Origin of the sequence: Mycolicibacterium sp. ND9-15, from assembly GCF_035918395.1 — a bacterium.
GTDB lineage: Bacteria > Actinomycetota > Actinomycetes > Mycobacteriales > Mycobacteriaceae > Mycobacterium.
This window is the reverse complement of the sequence record NZ_CP142362.1, coordinates 2,301,139-2,319,697: the sequence shown is the minus strand read 5'-3', so window position 1 is coordinate 2,319,697 and position 18,559 is coordinate 2,301,139. Positions and strand designations below refer to the sequence as shown.

The following is an 18,559-nucleotide window of genomic DNA, read 5'->3' as shown; positions in this document are numbered from 1 at the left end:
CAGATCGCCACCGCACGGTGACTTGATGTTACTAGGGGGCACAGATATATTTACTGCAACCGTTAGACACAGATACCTGGGAGGGGCCATGGCCCAAGGCCTGACCGACGCTCAACTACTCCATGAGCTGGAGCCCGTCGCCGAGCGACTGCTCAACCGGCATATCTCGATGTTCAAGGAGTGGCGTCCGCACGACTACATCCCCTGGTCGGACGGCAAGAACTACTACGCCCTCGGCGGCCAGGACTGGGATCCCGAACAGTGCCAGTTGTCCGAGGTCGCCCAGGTGGCGATGGTGCAGAACCTGCTCACCGAGGACAACCTGCCGTCCTACCACCGCGAAATCGCGATGAACTTCAGCATGGACGGCGCCTGGGGCCAGTGGGTCAATCGCTGGACCGCCGAGGAGAACCGGCACAGTGTCGCGCTGCGTGACTACCTCGTCGTGACCCGTTCGGTCGATCCGGTTCAGCTCGAGCAGTTGCGTCTCGAGCAGGTCACCCGCGGTTTCTCGCCCGGCCAGAACCAGCAGGGCGACCTGTTCGCCGAGAGCCTGTTCGACTCCGTCGTCTACGTCTCGTTCCAGGAGCTGGCCACCCGCGTCTCACACCGCAACACGGGCAAGGCCTGCAACGAAACGATCGCCGACAAACTGCTGCAACGGGTTTCGCACGACGAGAACCTGCACATGATCTTCTACCGCGACATCACCGAAGCCGGTCTCGAGATCGCGCCCAACCAAGCCATGGCGTCGGTGCATCGGGTGCTGCGCAACTTCAAGATGCCCGGCTACACCGTTCCGGAGTTCCGCCGCAAGGCCGTGATCATCGCGGTCGGCGGCGTCTACGATCCGCGTATCCACCTCGACGACGTGGTGATGCCGGTGCTCAAGAAGTGGCGCATCTTCGAACGCGACGACTTCACCGGCGAGGCCGCCCGGATGCGCGACGACCTCGGTGTGCTCGTCGAGGAACTCGAGGAGGCCTCACAGAAGTTCGAGGAGTCCAAGCAGCGTCGCCTCGAGCGCGAAGCCCGCAAGGCCGAGAAGCTCACCGCCAAGGCGCTGAGCGCGTCCGCCTGACGGAGTTGGCAGTCACGGCGCAAGGAAACGAATCCGCGTTCTACTGTGGATGCGCGCCAAAGGCGCTGGCACGCAGACACAGGAGGCACCGTTGAGCGAGCACGAAGTACGGATGATCGTCTTGTCGACCGACGACTTGGATGAGTCGATCCGGTTCTACAGCGAGACCCTGGGGATGCCGGTGAAGTTCCGCGACGGAACCCATTTCGCGGCGCTCGACGGTGGCGCTGTCACACTCGCACTGGCCACCGCGGTGGATCACCCCATACACGGGCAGGTCGTCGTGGGTATCAAGACCGATGATGTCGACGCCGCGGCGAAGGCGGTCGAGGCCAGCGGCGGCGGCATCGTGAAAGGCCCCTACGACGACGCGCACGAACGCCGCGCTGTGGTGTACGACAACAAAGGCAACGGCTTGGTTTTCTATCGTCCGTTGAACCGGTGAAAGTCGCGCGGCCACACCACGATCTCGACTGACGTTTCTGCCACCGCGCCGTGAGTGGCTGGTGTGACCGCGGCCGACCGAGTAGCAATTCCTTATGGGTGACTACTGGTTGAGCCTGGCCTTGGTCGGGGCACTGATGTTGGTCAACGCGGTCTTCGCGGGCAGTGAGATGGCCCTGATCTCACTTCGAGAGGGACAGCTTCGGCAGTTGGAGCGCCGCGGTACCCGCACGGCACGCACGCTGGTGCCGCTCGCCCGCGACCCTAACCGGTTTCTGGCCACCATCCAGCTCGGTATCACGCTGTCGGGGTACCTGGCTTCGGCGGCTGCGGCCGTTACGCTGGCCCAGCCGTTGGTGCCGGCATTGGGATTCCTCGGTACCGCCGCCCGCGCCGTGGCGGTGGCGCTGGTCACCGTCGTCCTCGCATTCGTCACCCTGGTGATCGGGGAGCTGGCACCCAAACGGCTGGCCATGCAGCATGCGCTGCGGTGGGCCATGCTGATCGCCCGCCCACTCGACCTGCTGGCCACCATTTCCCGGCCGGCGGTTTGGCTGCTGGGCAAGGCCACCGACGTCGTCGTGCGGCTGCTCGGTGGTGACCCGAACCTCGGTCAGCAGCCACCGACTCCGGAGGAGCTGCGGGACCTCGTCGCCGGTCATCGCGGCTTGACCGTCGAACAGCGCATGATCATTACTGGCGCGCTGGAGATCAACGAACGCGTGCTGCGCGAAGTCGTCGTGCCCCGCCGGTCGGTGTTGATGCTGGAGGCGGACATGCCGGTCGAGCAGGCCCGGACGACGCTGGCCGACAGCGGGCATACCCGTGCACCTGTGGTGGAGGCTCGTAACCTCGACGACGTCGTCGGCGTGGTGCATCTGCGGGACCTGCTCGGCGAAGATCACCTCGTCGCCGACGCTGCCCGGCCGGTCGTCCAGTTTCCCGATAGCCTACGTGTCTCAGAAGCGCTGCGCCGCTTCAAATCTGACCGGGAGCAGTTCGCCGTCGTCATCGACGAACACGGCGGCTCTCAGGGCATCGTCACACTCGAGGACCTACTGGAGGAGATGGTCGGTGAGATCTACGACGAAGCCGACACCGACGTCCAGGCGGTGCGCAATCTGGCCGACGGGAGCATGCTTGTGCCCGGCACCTTTCCCATTCACGACCTGCCCGACATCGGCGTCGACGTCCGCGACGCCCCCGATGCTGACTACACGACGATCGCCGGCCTGGTGCTGGTTCTCCTCGGCCGCATCCCCACCGTGCCGGGCGACCGCGTCGACCTCAGCAGGTGGACGGTGGAGGTGACAGCGACGGAACAGAACGCCATCACGGAGGTGCGCCTCAGGCCGCGCGGCAAGCCGGCAGTCGAGACCGAACCCTGACGCGTGCCGTGCCTACCTGACACCAATGGGAATGCGTCTGCGGTGCCGTGCGCGCAGGATCAGCTTGCGCAGTTCGTCGAACCAGAGCACTGACGATGCCATCGCGACCGCCACGCCCCAATGGGTGATGTCCAGCGGCGCTGTACCGAAAGCGGTTTGCAGAAGCGGCATTTGGACCACCGCGATCTGCAAGACGACACCGAGGGCCAGCGACGCCCACAGCCAACCGTTGCTGAACAGGTGCCGGAACGCGCTGCTTGTCTCCGAGCGCGAGTTGAAGGCGTTGAAGAACTGGGCGAACACCAGCGTGGTGAACCCCGCGGTGCGCGCCACGTCCAACGAGTCCGATCCCTCGATGAGACCGCCCGGCAGAAAGATGTCCATCGCCAACAGGGTGGCCGCTCCCATGACCAAGCCGATGGACAAGATGCCCCGCCACATTTCGCGGTCGATGAGCCGATCGGTCGGCCGCCGCGGCGGCCGGTCCATCACGTCGTCGATCTCCGGGTCCACGCCCATGGCGAGGGCGGGACCGGCGTCGGTGACGAGATTGATCCACAGGATCTGAGTGGCCAGCAACGGCAGCACGATGCCGTCTCCCGAGCCGGCGGTCAGGCCGATGGCGCCGGCCAACACCACACCGAAGAACACCGTGAAGACTTCGCCGATGTTCGACGACAGCAGATAGCGCAGGAACTTCTTGATGTTGTCGAAGATGACCCGGCCCTGGCGCACCGCCGAGACGATGGTGGCGAAGTTGTCGTCGGCGAGGATCATCTTCGCGGCTTCCTTGGTCACCTGTGTTCCGGTGATCCCCATCGCCACACCGATGTCGGCCGACTTCAGCGCCGGAGCGTCGTTGACGCCGTCGCCGGTCATCGCGACGACCTCGCCCTGGGCCTGCAGCGCGTCGACGATCTGGAGTTTGTTTCGCGGGGCGACGCGGGCGTAGACCGACGTCGTGGCCGTCACCTCACGCAGTCGGTCGTCGGACAGCGAACCGAGTTCGACGCCGGTTACCGCCTTGGACCCCGACCCGACGATGCCGAGGTCCTCGGCGATGCGCACCGCGGTGCCGGGGTGATCGCCGGTGATCATCATGACCCGAACGCCCGCCCGGTGGGCCTCGGCAACGGCATCGGCCACCTCGGGTCGGGGTGGGTCGATGATGCCGACGACGCCGACGTAGACGAGGTCGTGTTCGTCGTCTTCGTCCAGCCGATCGGGCGTGCCCGCCTCGTCGACCCAGCGATAGGCCACCCCGAGCGTGCGGAACGCCTGCGCGGACAGCTCTTCCACGGCGGCCAGCGCGGCCGCGCGCCGGTCGGCGTCGAGCGGTTGCACCTGCTCACCAACCTGCACCGCGACACAGCACGACAGCAGCACATCGGGTGCGCCCTTGGCCATCACCGCGGCGCCATCACCCTCACCGGCGACCAACGTGGACATCATTTTTCGTTCGGAGGTGAACGGCACCTCGGCGTGGCGCTCGAAGTGCTGCGCACGGTCGACGGCGCCCTCGAGCTTGTGGGCGGCCACCAGAAACGCCGCCTCGGTCGGATCGCCCTGGATCTCCCAGTCGCCGTCACGGAATGTCAGCTGTGCGTTGTTGGCCAGGCACCCGCCCGTGAGCACCATGCGCGCCTCGCGGGTGAGCGCCGGATCGGACAACTCCTGCCCGTCGGCCAGCGCGGTGCCCTCCGGGCGGTACCCCACGCCGGTCAGTTCGACCTCGCCCGAGGCAGTGCGGATGCGCTGGATCGTCATCTCGCTTTTCGTCAGTGTGCCGGTCTTGTCCGAGGCAATGACGGTGGCCGAACCCAGCGTCTCCACCGAATGCAGCTTCTTGACGACCGCGTTGCGCCGGGCCATTCGCTGCACGCCGATGGCCAGCACGACGGACAGAATGGCGGGCAACCCCTCGGGCACCGCCGCCACCGCGAGCGACACCCCCAGCAGCAATACGGTGACGAAACCGCTCGCCGTGGACACCTCGTTGACCAGTGCGGTCACGACCATGACCACCACGGCGATGGCGATGACCGTGATTCCGAGCAGCTTGCTGACCCAGGCGAGCTCCTTTTCCAGGGTGCTCGGTTCCTCTTCGGTGGCCTCGAGCATCTCGGCGATCGAACCCATCTCGGTGTCCATACCGATCGCGGTGACGACCGCCCGGCCTACCCCCTGGGCCACCGCGGTGCCCCGGAACACCATGTTTTTGCGGTCGCCGAGCGGGACACGCTCCGCCAAGGCGATGGCGTCCTTCGTCACCGACTCACTTTCCCCGGTCAGGGACGCCTCGGAGATGCGCAGCGCCGACGACGTCAGCAACCGGGCGTCGGCACCGACGGCGTCGCCCTCGTTGAGCACCAGGATGTCCCCGCGCACCAACTCCCTCGACGGCACCGTGTGCAACTCACCCTCACGCAACACCATCGACGTCGACTCGGTCATCGACTGCAGTGCCGCGACGGCCGTTTCAGCCTTGTTCTCCTCGACGAACCCGAGGATGCCGTTGAGCACCACGATCGCAGCGATGACGATGGCGTCGACCGGCGCGCCGGTGGCGCCCTCGGCCATCCAGGCCGCCACCGAGATCACCACCGCGACCAACAGCAGATAGATCAGCGGATCCTGGAATTGCGCAAGGATCTTTCGCCACACCGGCACCGGTGGCTCGGACCGCAACTCGTTGGGGCCATCGCGTTTCAGCCGACGGGCGGCCTCGGTCGACGACAACCCCACCGCCGGATCTACCGCGAAGTCGTGGGCGACGTCCGCGCCGTCTCGTATCGACGGATCGAGCGACGTATCGATGGGCACACCCACCTGAAGAATCATGCCCCATCACGGCGGCGAGCGAAGGCAGCCCATCCAGATGCGTGCAGGCGCGCGAAGACCGCAATCCCGTTGTGCTGCATGTTGAGCGAGGGTTCGGGGCATAAGCAGGCGATCAGTACCCGTGCGGGACCCAAGAATGGAAGGGTGGGCCGAATGACGAAGCGAACTCTGGCCGCGCTGGCTCCCGCCGCCGCCCTCGTCGGCGTCGCGCTGCAGGACCTCGCGCAAAAGGAGCACGCCCTCCGTCGCAACTTCCCGATCATCGCGCGGGCGAGGTACCTGCTGGAGTCGGTCGGCCCGGAATTGCGGCAGTACATCATCACCAGCAACGACGCCGAGCGGCCGTTCAGCCGCGACCAGCGGCGCTGGGTGTACACCTCGGCGAAGAAGGAGAACAACTACTTCGCGTTCGGAACGGACAACGACACCGAGAATGCCGCCTACCCGATCATCAAGCAGGCCACGTTCTCCGACGTCGTGCCCGCCTCGCCGATTCACGGGCACGACATCGAGGTGCCCGGTGCAAAAGTGCTCGGCGGCCCCCGCGGACGTCGGCATGCCTTCCGGCCGTCGTCTGTGGTCAACGTGTCGGCGATGTCGTTCGGCTCGCTCAGTCCCCAGGCGATCGAGGCGATCAACAAGGGCGCCAAGATCGCCGATTTCTGGCACAACACCGGCGAGGGCGGTCTGTCGGATCACCATCGCCAAGGTGGCGACTTGGTGTTCCAGGTCGGCACCGGCTACTTCGGTTGCCGCGACGAGCACGGCAGCTTCGATCTCGACCGGCTGATCGACGTCGTGGGCTCCGGCCCGGTCCGCGCCATCGAGTTCAAGCTGAGCCAGGGCGCCAAACCCGGCCTGGGGGGTCATCTGCCGGGCGCGAAGGTGAACGCGGAGATCGCCCGGATCCGTGGCGTCGAGCAGGGCAAGGACGTCGCGAGCCCGTCCCGGCACACCGCGTTCCGCAACGTCGACGAGATGCTCGACGTCATCGAGCGCGTTGCCGATGCCACGGGTTTGCCCGTCGGCATCAAGTCGGCGGTGGGGGAGATGGGCTTCTGGCAGGAACTGGCCGACCGGATGGCCGACGGGCAACGCGGCGTGGACTTCATCACGATCGACGGGGGCGAAGGCGGCACCGGCGCCGCCCCGCTCGTCTTCGCCGACCACGTGTCGTTCCCGTTCCGGGTCGGCTTCGCCCGGGTGTACGGGCTGTTCGCTTCGGCGGGTTTGACCGACCGGGTCACGTGGGTCGGGTCGGGCAAGCTCGGGCTGCCCGCCAATGCGATCGTGGCGTTCGCCCTGGGCGTCGACCTCATCAACGTGGCGCGGGAGGCGATGCTGGCCATCGGCTGCATTCAGGCGCAGAAGTGCCACACCGATCGCTGTCCGACCGGTATCGCGACGCAGAACGCGTGGCTGGCACGGGGATTGGATCCGGAGCAGAAGTCGCACCGGCTGGCCAACTACGTCCTGACGTTGCGCCGCGATCTGCTGAAGGTCTCCGAGGCGGCCGGGGTTCGTCACCCGGCCATGCTGGGCCCGGAGGACGTCGAGATCCTCGACGGCGACCGCGGGCACCGAACGCTCGGCGAGGTGTACGGCTACCAGCCAGGGTGGGGGACCCCCGGCCCGGAGATCGTCGGCGACATCGACGCGTACATGTCGCGATACGACGATCGGCCCGGGACCGACGAGGTCGTTGAGCACGCGCCGCTGAAACTGGCGACTGAGCCGAATCAGGCGACGGAATAGGTTGAGCCGGAAGGGGTTAACAATCAATCCGCCGAGGTGTGGTACCCAAGGCTGGGCAGCAGGACGTCGTCGACCATGATCCGGACCGTCTCCTCGGTCGGCGGCCGCGCGGAGACGAGGGCACGGAACACGAGGTAGCCCGGCAGCAGGTCGTAGATTTCGTCGTTGATTCGCGCTTCATCGATCTCGCCGCGCGCGACGGCGTCGGCAAGGACCTGATCGATCACGAGCTTGCGCTGATGAACGAACTCGTCCTGCATCGCCTGCTTCAATCCCGGGTTGTGCGACATCTCGTTGAGAACGGCTCGCATGGTGCTGCCGTGCTCACACGCCTGCCGGCACACCGAGGCGCCGAGCGCGAGCAGATCGTTTCGCAGGGAGCCGGTGTTCGGGGGGACAGCGGTGACAGAGGTGCCTTCGATGAAGGCGGCAAGCACCAGGTCCGCCTTCGATGGCCATCGTCGATACACCGTCGCCTTGCTGGCCTTCGCTTGCGTCGCAACGGCTTCCACCGTCAAGCGGTCGTATCCGTGTTGCTGCAGTTGCTGCAGCGTGATCGCCAGCAGTTCGGCCTCCCGCGCGGTCCACCGCGACCCCGAGGGTTTCCCGGATTCAGACACTGTGCGCACTCCTCGAACTGCCGCACGTAACGGTTGCGGCCACCAGTACGGTACCGTACCGTCTTCAGACGGCCTATGCGCGCGCTCAAGCTGCCACGCCAGGCCCGACAAGTCGGCCGGAGAGCGAAAGGGCCTCGGGTGAGCGGTTTCTCGGTAGGCAAGGTGGTCCGTCGACGATGGATGATCGTGGTCGCCGTGATCGTCGTCGCGCTTGTCTCCTTCAGCATCCACCGGCTGCACGGGATTTTCGGATCCAACAACGTCGTGTCCCGTGCCGGCGCCGACGCTCTGGAAAACACCGGATTCAACCCCAAGCGCGTGCTGCTCGAAGTCTTCGGCACGCCCGGCTCCGTCGCCACCATCAACTACCTCGACATCGACGCCCAACCCCAACGCGTCGACGACACACCTCTGCCGTGGTCGCACGAGTTGACCACCGACGAGCCGACCCTTTTCGTCGACCTGCGCGCGCAAGGTGACGGGACGCTGATCGGCTGCCGCATCACTGTGAACGGAGTGGTGAAGGACGAAAGGTCCTCCGACGACGTGAACGGCTACATCTCGTGCCTGGACAAGACCGCATGAGCGTGGACCACGCCCAGGAATCGGTGCGCGCGTCCAGGCCGGCACGCCTCATCCGACGCCTGGCCTTACCGATCCTTTTGTTGTGGATCGCGGTGGCCGCGGTGACGAACACCGTCGCCCCCCAACTCGAAATCGTCGGAGCACAGCGGTCGGTGTCGCAGAATGCCGCCGACTCACCGTCGATCATGGCGATGCGTCATATCGGCGACGTCTTCGACGAGTTCGACTCCGACAGCGCGGCCATGATCGTGCTCGAGAGCGATCAGCCCCTGGGCGCCGAGGCGCACGAGTATTACGACGGACTGGTGCGCCGGTTGGCGGCCGACACCAAACATGTCGAGCACATTCAGGATTTCTGGGGTGATCCGTTGACGGCCGGCGGCTCGCAGAGCAAAGACGGCAAGGCTGCACTCGTGCAGCTGTACCTCGCGGGCAATCAGGGTGAGGCGCTGGCGAATCAGTCCGTCGATGCCGTTCGCGAGATCGTCAGGAACACGCCGCCGCCGGCCGGGCTGAACGTCTACGTCACCGGTGCGGCGCCGCTGATCACCGACAACTTCCAAGTGGGCAGCGCAGGCACGCACAAAGTCACCGGCATCACCTTCCTGGTGATCGCGGTGATGCTGCTCCTCGTCTACCGCTCCATCCCTACCACGCTGATCGTGCTCGTCACGGTGCTCGTCGAGCTCGCCGCAGCGCGCGGCGTCGTCTCGGTGCTCGCCAATTCCGGACTCATCGGCCTGACCACCTATGCGACGAATCTGTTGACGCTGCTTGCGATTGCGGCCGGTACCGACTACGCGATCTTCATCGTCGGCCGATACCACGAAGCACGCAACAAAGGCATGGACCGGATCACGGCCTACCACGACATGTTCCGCGGCACCGTGCACGTCATCGTCGGATCGGGGTTGACGATCGCCGGCGCCGTCGCCTGCCTCGCCTTCACCCGACTGCCGTACTTCCAGACACTGGGCATACCGGCCGCCATCGGCGTTCTGGTGACTTTGTCGGCCGCGCTGACGCTCGGCCCCGCCGTTCTCCTGATCGCCACCCGCATCGGGCTGATGGAACCGAAACGCAAGACGCGCGTGCGCGGATGGCGTCGGATCGGCACCTCGATCGTCCGGTGGCCGGGCCCCATCCTTGCTGTCTCCTGCCTGCTGGCACTGGTCGGCGTGCTGGCCCTGCCGGGTTATAAAACCAGCTACGACGCCCGCGACTATCTACCCGAATTCGCGCCGGCCGTGATCGGTTACGCGGCCGCCGAACAACACTTCTCCGAGGCGCGGCTCAATCCGGAACTGCTGATGATCGAGGCCGACCACGACATGCGCAATCCCGCCGACATGCTGACCTTGGAGCGCGTCGCCAAGAGCGTCCTGCACACCCGCGGCGTATCGCTGGTGCAGTCGATCACCCGACCGCTGGGAACACCGATCAGCCACAGCTCCATCCCCTTCCAGATCAGCGCGCAAAGCGCCAGCCAGATCATGAATCTCAGCTATCAGCAGGCGCGCGGCGCCGATCTGTTGAAGCAAGCCAACGAGATCAGCAACACCATCGACATCCTCAAGCAGCAGGTGGCGTTGCAGCAAGCCAGCGCCGCCGCCACGCACGAGCAGACCCAGGCCTTCCACGACACGGTAGAGATCGTCAACGACCTCCGCGACAAGCTGGCCGACTTCGACGACCAATTCCGGCCGATACGCAACTACTTCTACTGGGAGCCGCACTGTTTCGACATTCCCATGTGTGCGGCCCTGAGATCGGTGTTCGATTCTCTGGACGGAATCAGCCTTCTCGCCGACCAATTCGCCAGCATCACCGCGAGCCTCGACAAGTTGGACGCACTCCAACCGCAACTGTTGGCTCTTCTCCCTCCGCAGATCGCCATCCAGGAGCGCAACAGGGACCTCACCCTGTCCAATTACGCCACCACGACGGGAATCAACGCGCAGAGCGAAGAGGCGCTGCAGAATTCGACCGCAATGGGCCAGGCGTTCGACGCCGCCAAGAACGACGACTCGTTCTATCTACCCCCGGAAGCGTTTGACAACGCCGATTTCAAACGTGGCCTCAAGTTGTTCCTCTCGCCTGACGGCAAGGCCGCGCGCATGATCATCACCCACGACGGTAAGCCGGCGACACCCGAAGGCATTTCACACATCGACGGGATCAAGGAGTCCGCGTTCGATGCGATCAAAGCCACACCGCTGTCCGACGCCAAGATCTACGTGGCCGGCACCGCCTCGACCTACAAGGACATTCGGGACGGCGCCAAGTACGACCTGCTGATCGTGGCATTGGCCGCGATGGCGCTCATCCTGCTGATCATGATGTTCATCACCCGCAGCCTGGTGGCCGCCGTGGTGATCGTGGGTACCGTCGCGCTGTCGCTGGGTGCGTCATTCGGGGTGTCGGTTCTGGTGTGGCAGTATATTTTCGGGCTCCCGTTGTACTGGATCGTGCTTCCGCTCGCGATCATCCTGCTGCTCGCCGTCGGCGCGGATTACAACCTGTTGCTGATCTCGCGGTTCAAAGAGGAGATCGGCGCGGGGCTCAACACCGGCATCATCCGCGCGATGGCCGGAACCGGCAGCGTGGTCACGGCGGCGGGCCTCGTCTTTGCCGCGACGATGTCCTCGTTCATCTTCAGTGACCTCGTCGTGCTGGGCCAGATCGGCACCACGATCGGTCTCGGACTGCTGTTCGACACCTTGATCGTGCGGTCGTTCATGACACCGTCGATCGCGGCCCTGCTCGGCCGCTGGTTCTGGTGGCCGCTGAACATCCGGCCGCGACCGGCCAGCAGAATGCTGCGCCCGTACGGATCGCGCCCGGCCGTGCGAACATTGCTGCGTTCCGAAAGGCAGGTTCGCTAACACCGCGCGCGCGACGGTCGATAACCCCGGCATGACCTCGGTTCGCGCTTGCGGTGTGCTCGCCGTCGCGCTCACCGCACCCTGGCTGTGGTCGGCAACCGCCCATGCCGACGCCTTCGCGTACCTCGACCGAGTCCCCGTGGTGGCATCCCCGACGTGTGGCGGGAGCGTCAGCGCCGAGGCCCAGGTGACACCGGTACAGGTCGGTGATCGGGTCGAGGACGGGGTCCGCGTTGCAGTCCACTACGACGCCGGCATCTACGACGGTTCCTGTGCGCTCACCGCGACCGCGACCTGGGAGAACCTCGACACCGGCGCCTCGGGCGGCGGTGACATCACCGCGGTCTCGACAATCGACCGGCACTACGGTTTCATCGGGTACGCCAGCACCACATTCGAGACCGGAAGCGGCACTGTGGTCGTCACGCTCAGTTCGCATCCGGGTGCCGAGATGCGCATCACGACGTGAGATCACCTGCGCAATCCACGAAACCATTCTCGCTGAAGCTGCTTCGCCGAAGTTGGCGATCATCTTGTCGGTGCTCGGGGCCTCCAGCTCTCCGCGATGGCGGCCGATTCGTCGGCGCCTTCCTCGCCATGCCGACGGTTTCGATGGTCGCAGGTCGCAGGACGGTGCCCTGTGACAGCATCGAAACAGGAAGGAGGCACATGCCATGACGATCGATGACAACGGGCCCCGCCCCAACGCCTTCGACATCGAAACGGCCACCCGCCAGAACGAGAACTATCGGACGGTGGCCTGGACCGGGAAGTACCTCCAGGTCACCCTGATGTCCATTCCGGTTGGCGAGTCCATCGGCCTGGAAGTCCACCCCAATACCGATCAGTTCCTGCGTCTCGACGCCGGCCAGGGCAGGGCCGTCATGGGCCCAGCCAAGGACCGCCTCGATTTTCAGCGAGACGTCTCGGACGGTTGGTCCATTCAAGTTCCCGCCGGCACCTGGCACGACGTGATCAACACCGGTGACGAACCGCTGCGGGTCTACGTGATCTATGCCCCGGTGCATCACGCATCCGGCGTGGTCCAGCCGACAAGCGCCGAGGCCGCACGGGACGAATCGGCCGGCACCGACGAGCCCCCCGCCTGGACTGCTCAGCCCAAGGAAACGGCGCCCGATCAGCACGCCGGCTGACGTCTTTGTACGCCCGAGAGATCAGCTGACGCAATCGCCGCGGTCATCACCCACTCCGCCCGACCTGGGTGTCGATTTCGGGTGAGTTCGGATGATTCAGGACGACCCGTTCTGGTCATCCCCTTGGGGGGACGCGCTTTACTAGTGCGGCCCCCAACCATCGATGGAGGCTTCGTGGATCCAGATTTTCCGCTGTGGCTGCGGACCACCCACCTACTGAACTTCTTGCTCATGGGCATCCTGGTGCGCAGCGGGTGGGAGATCATCGCTTCGCTGCCACGCTTCTGGTGGCGCAACGACTGCAAGCCCGGCACCGAGTGGGTCAAGTTCACCCGACGCAAGCTCCCGACGCAGGAGGGGGTCTACACCTCGCTCATGGACGAGCGCACCGCGAGTCCGCTGCTGACCCTGCCAGGTCGGAAGAACGTCGGCCTGGGCCGGCACTGGCACGCCGTGGGGACGACCCTTTGGCTGCTCACCGGGATCGTGTACGTCGTCTTGCTGTTCGCGACCGGGCTGTGGCGGCGGATAATTCCGACCTCGTGGGACGTGTTCGGTGACGCGATGGAATCGCTGCGCATCTACCTCGGTTTCGGAATCCCCTCGATCGAGCATTTCCAGCCCTACGACGCCCTGCAGATGCTCGCCTACACCGGCGTCGTCTTCATTCTGGCGCCGGTGATGATCCTCACCGGGATCGCGATGTCGCCGGCCGTCCGGTCCCGCTTTCCGTGGTACGTCAAGGCGTGGGGCGGACACCAGGGGGCACGCTCCATCCACTTCATCGGCATGGTGCTGATGCTCGTGTTCGTCGTGATCCACGTCGGGCTGGTGTTCCTCGTGCACCCGGAGTACAACCTGCCCCACATGGTCTTCGGCGTCACCGATCCGTCGCGCTACGCGCAGGCCTTCACCATCGCCATCGCCACCATCGTCGCGGCGATCGCCTTCTGGATCGGCCTCAGCTACCTCACCCTCGCCGACCGGGTCCGCGCCCAGAAGGTGCTCGTCACGGTCACCGAACCGGTGCGCAGGGTTGCGTTGGGCTGGATGAAGCCCCGCATGGGACGACAGCGCACGTACACGGAAGAGGACATCTCCGAGTTCCACTGGACCAACGGGCTCCCCCCGACGGCGGACGAGTCCACCGAGTGGCTTGCGCACCGCGACAACGACTTTCGCGACTGGCGTCTCGAACTCGGCGGCGATCTGAGCGGGAAGAAGCTGTATCTGAGCCTGGAGGACCTGCGAGCGCTGCCGAAGACCGAGTACATCGCCGTCCATTCCTGCATGCAGGGTTGGACGGCTACCTCGAAGTGGGGTGGTGTGCGGCTGCGTGACGTCCTGGACTTGCTCGGCCCCCGCCCGCAGGACGCGAACTACGTGATGGTCACGTCGCACGGCCTGGCTCAGGAGATGTTCGACCATCGTCCACGAGAACCCTTCTACACCGCGCTCTCACTGGACATGGTCGAGGAGGACGACACGATCCTGGCCTACGAGCGCAACGGCCGCCCGCTCGAGCTCCATCTCGGCGCACCGTTGCGGCTGCGGGTCGAGTCGAACCACGGGTACAAGATGGTCAAGTGGATCCGGTCCGTCGAGTGGATCTCCGACTATGCCGATTACGGCGACGGACGCGGCGGCACCCGCGAGGACGCTGCGCTGCAGGCGTTCAACGGCCGGATCTGACAAGGAGCCACCGATGATCAGCACCACCTACCGAGTCGGCGGCATGTCCACCGCCGAGGACGCGCGCGCGGTCAAGGACAGCCTCAGTGCGGTGCCGGGAATCGGCGCGGTGGCAACCGAGATCGTTCCCGGCGGGGAGTCAGTGGTGATCCTCAAACACGAGGAGGACGTCGAACTGGATCGCTCCGTACTTGACGCGGCCGTGCGCAAGGCCGGTCGATACACGCTGTCCTGATCAGCGGCCACTCGACCCAGAAGCATCAGCGCCCCTCGGGGCCGATGCCAGCCACTTCCGCACGAGATCGCCGTCATCCGCCTCGACCGACCGCAGCTCCGTCAGGGTAGGGTGCCCGGCATCGAGCAGCGCGCTGTCGGTGTCCTCCTCGGGCTTGTCGGACATCTCGACCTCGCTCAGGCGGACACCACCCCCGCGCACCTCCTCGACCCGTGTCTGTACCGCGCCGCCCCGAGCCAGCCGCGCATGGCGGATCGGGCCCAGTTCGGCCGCGGGGCGGTCCGGGACGTTGAGTGAGAGGACGGTGCCGTCGGGTGCGTCGAGCAGCAATTCCAGCACCGGTACCAACAGGCCGGCGGCGGCGTTCCAGTGCCGCTCACCGGTGGGGTGGAGCGCGACGTCCAGTGACACCGCCAGGGCGCGGGTGTCGCTGATCTTCGCGGTGAGCGCGGCGCCGACGGTGCCGGAGTGCAGTATGGCCCGCCCGACGTTGGCGCCATGGTTGATCCCGGACAGTACGAGCTCGGGTCGCGGGTCGAACCAGCCATTGAGCGCGGCGGCGACGATGTGGCCGGGCTGGGCGTGCACTGCCCAGGCCTCGACACCGTCGAGGTCGGACAGCTCCCGGCGCTCGACGATCGTGTGGCCATCCCGGCGGACCGCGCTCAGCGCCGCGCTCGCACCGCTGGCCTGCTCGGCCGGCGCAGCCACGATCACGTCCAACCCTGCTCCCCGCGCTGCCGCGGCCAGCGCGCGCAGGCCGGGGGAGTCGATCCCGTCGTCGTTGGTCACCAGTGCGCGGGGCACGCGCCTACCTCCTCCGTGGGGGCTACTTCCATTGGCGCACCTCGACCCGTTCGGCGAGCGTCTCCACGGCCCGCGCGCCGCCGGTGCCCAGTCCGTGCCGCACGACGTTGAGCGCCCCACAGGCCGCGCCGATTTGTAAGGCCTCGCGCAGCGAGCGACCGCTCGCCAGTGCGGCGACGATGCCCGCTGTCATGGAGTCCCCGGCGCCCGTGGGGTCGGCCGGCTCCAACGCCGGCATCCCGACCTCGACGACCGCAGGGCCCCGTGTCCCGTCGCCGTCGGCATCCTTGCCGTCGAGCAGCGCCAGTGCCGGCGCGGATCCAGCCCGGGACACGACGATCGTGCCCGCACCGTCGTCCCGCAGGCTACGCATGGCGGTGACCAGGTCGTCGGCGTCGTCGGACTTCGCCCTGCCGTCGGCGAGCAACTCTTCGTGGCTCACCTTGATCAGGTCCGGCCCGCCGGCAAGCACCGCCTCGAGCCGCTCGCCGGAAAGGTCGGCCGCCACCTTGCAGCCGTTGGCCTGCAGGTCGGTGGCCAGGCGCCGGTAGAGGTCGGCGGGCAGCACCTGGTCTTCCTGCGGACCAGACAGCAGCACCCGGCCGTGAGTCAGGCCTTCGGTGAGGGTGAGCTCGTAGAGCGAGTCGAGTTCGTGGCGGTCGAGCGGGCTGCCATCGGCCTCGGCCACGATGTCGCGGTCCCCTGAGCGTCGGTCGTGCACGTACGCTCCGTTTCGCGCGCTGACCGGCACACTTCGCACGGTCACGTTTCGCGCGGGCAGCAGGTGACAGAGGACGTCGCCGGTCTCCCCGCCGAGCGCGCAGCACAGCACGACCGGCACGCCGAGCGAGGACATCATGCGCGACTGCCACACACCCTGGCCCCCGGCGTGGACGTGGATGTCCGCCTCACCCGAGCGGTCCTCGACCGTCACCGTGAGAACGGGTAGCGGAGCGAAGATGACGACGGCACGACGGTCGTCCGATGCCTCCCCGCGGGATTCCTTGTCCGTCATGGGCGACGGAGTACCCCACCCGGGCGGGGCCTACCCACGGCTAGAGTCCATCAGACCGAGTGCTCGAACTCGCAGTGGTGTATCGCGCGACGGCGTGGGAGGCGGCATGACACTGGCAGCTCAGATGTGGGCGGACAACGCCGACCTGGTGGCCGAGGTGCTGGACAACCCGTTCGTACGGGGTATCGCAGACGGCTCGCTGGATCGCGATCTGTTCGCCGGCTACATCGCCCAGGATGCATACTTCCTCGAATCCTTCGCCCGTGCATACGGTTTGGCGCTCGCCCGGAGCCCGGACACGGCCACCCTGATGGCCTTCGCCGACCTGCTCGCCGGGGTGCGTGAGGAACTCGGGCTGCACGCGTCCTATGCCACGTCGTGGGGTATCGACATGGCAGGCGTCGAGCCTGCCGCGGCGACACTGGCCTACACCGAGTTCCTGCTGGCCACCGCGGCCACCGCCGATGTGGGTGTGGTGTGCGCGGCGATGACACCGTGCATGCGGCTCTACGCGCACATCGGAATCACGCTCGATGGCGACACGGCCGGACCCTATGCGCAATGGGTGCAGACCTACGCCGATCCGGGCTTCGAGGAAGTGGCTGCGCTGCTGGAAGGACTGCTCGATCAGCTTGCCGACGACGTTCCCGCGGTGCGGGCGGCATACCGGCGCGCGATGCGGCTGGAGCTGGCGTTCTTCGAGGCGGCGCTGATGCGACCGGGTCACCGCTGAACAGGAGCGCGGTGCGGCCGGTTGCCCAGGGCGACGACCAGAGCGGCCGCCACCAACGACAGCGTTCCCACCACCCATAGCGCGACTCTGCTGCTGCCGGTCAGATCGGTGAGCCAGCCGGTGATATAAGGTCCGCCGAACCCACTGAGGTTCCCCAGCGAGTTGATCAGTGCGATACCGCCGGCGGCGGCTGCTCCAATCAGGAAAGCCGATGGCAGAGACCAGAATACGGGCAACGCGCACATCACAGCGCAGGTGCACAACGTGACGGCCAGCATCGCAAGGTAGACGTCGGTCATGTAGAGCGCCGCCGGGATCGTGATACCGCCCACTATCGCCGGAATCGCGACATGCCAGACCCGTTCGCCGGTCCGATCCGAATGCCGCGCCCAGGGCACCATCACGATGGCGGCCACGACGTAGGGCACCGCGGTGACCAGTCCGCGTTGAATGACGTTGAGGTGGACCCCGTACTCCTGCTGGAATCCGGCGACGATGGTGGGAAGGAAGAATCCGACGGCGTAGAGCCCGTAGGTGATGCAGAAGTAGACGAACGCCAGGGCAAGGATCCGCGGATGGGTGAGGGCCCTCTTCAGGGGCCAGTGTTCTGCCCTCTCGACTGCAGCTCGCTCGTCCGCCAACGTCTTTTCCAGCCAGTGCTTTTCGTCGGTATCCAACCAGCTCGCGGCCTGGGGCCGGTCGGTGAGGTAGAACCAGCACATCACCCCCAGTGCGACGGCGGGCAGCCCTTCGACCAGGAACATGAAGCGCCACCCGGCGAGCCCGAAGACCCCGTGCCCCCATTCGATGACCAGCGACGAGATGGTCGCGCCGACGGCGGTGGACACCGGTACGGCGATCATGAACAGCGAGACCGCCCGCGACCGCTGCTTCTCCGGGAACCAGAACGTGAGGTACAAGATGATGCCGGGGAAGAAGCCGGCTTCGGCCACGCCGAGGAGGAAGCGCAAGACGATCAGGGTCTCGGTATTGGGTACGAATGCGATTGCGGCGCTGACGGTCCCCCAGCTGAGCATGATCCGGGCCAGCCATCGCCGCCCGCCAAACTTGTGCAGGGCGATGTTGCTGGGTACCTCGAGCAGCAGGTAACCGAGGAAAAAGATCCCCGAGGCGAAGCCGAACATCTCGGCAGTCATCCCGAGGTCCTCGTTCATGCCGTTGGGTCCGGCGAAGGCGATGTTGACCCGATCGAGGTAGTTGACGATATACAGCAGGACGAGGAAGGGGATCAGGCGCCGGGAGACCTTCGTCAGCGTCCTCTCACCGACGGCGCGGTCCGGAAGGTAAGTGCTCACGGTGGTCC

The 18,559-nt window shown here is 66.1% G+C and carries 16 protein-coding genes; 11 read left to right on the top strand and 5 right to left on the bottom strand.

Annotated features, from left to right (window positions below; all coding sequences use genetic code 11):
* Positions 1-88: 88 nt before the first annotated feature.
* The 3 genes from QGN32_RS11310 to QGN32_RS11300 all read left to right on the top strand — a co-directional run bounded on the left by QGN32_RS11310 (position 89) and on the right by QGN32_RS11300 (position 2,913).
* Positions 89-1,081, top strand: a complete 993-nt coding sequence (locus QGN32_RS11310; RefSeq protein ID WP_326548653.1) for an acyl-ACP desaturase — start codon at positions 89-91, stop codon at positions 1,079-1,081.
* A gap of 91 nt (positions 1,082-1,172) precedes the next feature.
* Positions 1,173-1,526 (top strand): VOC family protein, encoded by a 354-nt coding sequence (locus tag QGN32_RS11305; protein ID WP_326548652.1) that lies wholly within the window; start codon positions 1,173-1,175, stop codon positions 1,524-1,526.
* Positions 1,527-1,620: 94 nt separating this feature from the next.
* Entirely contained in the window at positions 1,621-2,913 is a 1,293-nt protein-coding gene (locus QGN32_RS11300; protein WP_326548651.1) for a hemolysin family protein, read from the top strand.
* A 12-nt stretch (positions 2,914-2,925) separates the two neighbouring features.
* On the opposite strand, the gene QGN32_RS11295 is transcribed toward QGN32_RS11300, so the two are convergent.
* Complete coding sequence (locus QGN32_RS11295) at positions 2,926-5,754, bottom strand: cation-translocating P-type ATPase (protein ID WP_326548650.1); 2,829 nt, start codon at positions 5,752-5,754, stop codon at positions 2,926-2,928.
* Between the two features lie 153 nt (positions 5,755-5,907).
* Between QGN32_RS11295 and QGN32_RS11290 the strand changes: the two genes are divergently transcribed.
* Positions 5,908-7,509, top strand: coding sequence for an FMN-binding glutamate synthase family protein (locus QGN32_RS11290; protein ID WP_326548649.1), 1,602 nt, complete (start codon positions 5,908-5,910; stop codon positions 7,507-7,509).
* Positions 7,510-7,532: 23 nt separating this feature from the next.
* Here QGN32_RS11290 and QGN32_RS11285 read toward each other — a convergent pair whose 3' ends face one another.
* Positions 7,533-8,129, bottom strand: coding sequence for a TetR/AcrR family transcriptional regulator (locus QGN32_RS11285; protein WP_326548648.1), 597 nt, complete (start codon positions 8,127-8,129; stop codon positions 7,533-7,535).
* 180 nt (positions 8,130-8,309) lie between these two features.
* On the opposite strand from QGN32_RS11285, the gene QGN32_RS11280 reads away from it, so the two are divergent.
* The 6 genes from QGN32_RS11280 (at position 8,310) to QGN32_RS11255 (ending at position 14,680) form a co-directional block, all read left to right on the top strand.
* On the top strand, positions 8,310-8,714 hold the full coding sequence (locus QGN32_RS11280) for an MmpS family transport accessory protein (protein WP_326549027.1): 405 nt from the start codon (positions 8,310-8,312) through the stop codon (positions 8,712-8,714).
* Positions 8,711-11,599 (top strand): MMPL/RND family transporter, encoded by a 2,889-nt coding sequence (locus QGN32_RS11275; RefSeq protein WP_326548647.1) that lies wholly within the window; start codon positions 8,711-8,713, stop codon positions 11,597-11,599. The genes QGN32_RS11280 and QGN32_RS11275 overlap by 4 nt, the downstream gene beginning before the upstream one ends.
* A gap of 31 nt (positions 11,600-11,630) precedes the next feature.
* A complete protein-coding gene (locus QGN32_RS11270) occupies positions 11,631-12,068 on the top strand; it encodes a hypothetical protein (RefSeq protein ID WP_326548646.1) in 438 nt (145 codons plus the stop codon).
* 205 nt (positions 12,069-12,273) lie between these two features.
* Positions 12,274-12,753: a cupin domain-containing protein gene (locus QGN32_RS11265; RefSeq protein ID WP_326548645.1), complete on the top strand. Its 480-nt coding sequence runs from the start codon at positions 12,274-12,276 to the stop codon at positions 12,751-12,753.
* A gap of 174 nt (positions 12,754-12,927) precedes the next feature.
* Positions 12,928-14,445 (top strand): molybdopterin-dependent oxidoreductase, encoded by a 1,518-nt coding sequence (locus tag QGN32_RS11260; protein WP_326548644.1) that lies wholly within the window; start codon positions 12,928-12,930, stop codon positions 14,443-14,445.
* A gap of 13 nt (positions 14,446-14,458) precedes the next feature.
* A complete protein-coding gene (locus QGN32_RS11255; protein WP_326548643.1) occupies positions 14,459-14,680 on the top strand; it encodes a hypothetical protein in 222 nt (73 codons plus the stop codon).
* Here the strand turns inward: QGN32_RS11255 and surE are convergent, their stop codons facing one another.
* Together surE and QGN32_RS11245 are read right to left on the bottom strand one after the other, a co-directional pair.
* Complete coding sequence (gene surE / locus QGN32_RS11250) at positions 14,681-15,487, bottom strand: 5'/3'-nucleotidase SurE (RefSeq protein ID WP_326548642.1); 807 nt, start codon at positions 15,485-15,487, stop codon at positions 14,681-14,683.
* A 22-nt stretch (positions 15,488-15,509) separates the two neighbouring features.
* Positions 15,510-16,502, bottom strand: a complete 993-nt coding sequence (locus tag QGN32_RS11245) for a 1-phosphofructokinase family hexose kinase (RefSeq protein WP_326548641.1) — start codon at positions 16,500-16,502, stop codon at positions 15,510-15,512.
* Positions 16,503-16,608: 106 nt separating this feature from the next.
* Between QGN32_RS11245 and QGN32_RS11240 the strand changes: the two genes are divergently transcribed.
* A complete protein-coding gene (locus QGN32_RS11240) occupies positions 16,609-17,235 on the top strand; it encodes a TenA family protein (protein ID WP_326548640.1) in 627 nt (208 codons plus the stop codon).
* On the opposite strand, the gene QGN32_RS11235 is transcribed toward QGN32_RS11240, so the two are convergent.
* Positions 17,226-18,551, bottom strand: coding sequence for an MFS transporter (locus tag QGN32_RS11235; RefSeq protein ID WP_326548639.1), 1,326 nt, complete (start codon positions 18,549-18,551; stop codon positions 17,226-17,228). The genes QGN32_RS11240 and QGN32_RS11235 overlap by 10 nt on opposite strands.
* Positions 18,552-18,559 lie beyond the last annotated feature (8 nt).

Bases quoted from the DNA above. Each gene is read 5' to 3' on its own strand.
- QGN32_RS11310 (WP_326548653.1), top strand. From the start codon at position 89: ATGGCCCAAGGCCTGACCGACGCTCAACTACTCCATGAGCTGGAGCCC.
- QGN32_RS11300 (WP_326548651.1), top strand. From the start codon at position 1,621: ATGGGTGACTACTGGTTGAGCCTGGCCTTGGTCGGGGCACTGATGTTG.
- QGN32_RS11295 (WP_326548650.1), bottom strand. From the start codon at position 5,754: ATGATTCTTCAGGTGGGTGTGCCCATCGATACGTCGCTCGATCCGTCG.
- QGN32_RS11290 (WP_326548649.1), top strand. From the start codon at position 5,908: ATGACGAAGCGAACTCTGGCCGCGCTGGCTCCCGCCGCCGCCCTCGTC.
- QGN32_RS11280 (WP_326549027.1), top strand. From the start codon at position 8,310: ATGATCGTGGTCGCCGTGATCGTCGTCGCGCTTGTCTCCTTCAGCATC.
- QGN32_RS11275 (WP_326548647.1), top strand. From the start codon at position 8,711: ATGAGCGTGGACCACGCCCAGGAATCGGTGCGCGCGTCCAGGCCGGCA.
- QGN32_RS11270 (WP_326548646.1), top strand. From the start codon at position 11,631: ATGACCTCGGTTCGCGCTTGCGGTGTGCTCGCCGTCGCGCTCACCGCA.
- QGN32_RS11265 (WP_326548645.1), top strand. From the start codon at position 12,274: ATGACGATCGATGACAACGGGCCCCGCCCCAACGCCTTCGACATCGAA.
- QGN32_RS11255 (WP_326548643.1), top strand. From the start codon at position 14,459: ATGATCAGCACCACCTACCGAGTCGGCGGCATGTCCACCGCCGAGGAC.
- QGN32_RS11245 (WP_326548641.1), bottom strand. From the start codon at position 16,502: ATGACGGACAAGGAATCCCGCGGGGAGGCATCGGACGACCGTCGTGCC.
- QGN32_RS11240 (WP_326548640.1), top strand. From the start codon at position 16,609: ATGACACTGGCAGCTCAGATGTGGGCGGACAACGCCGACCTGGTGGCC.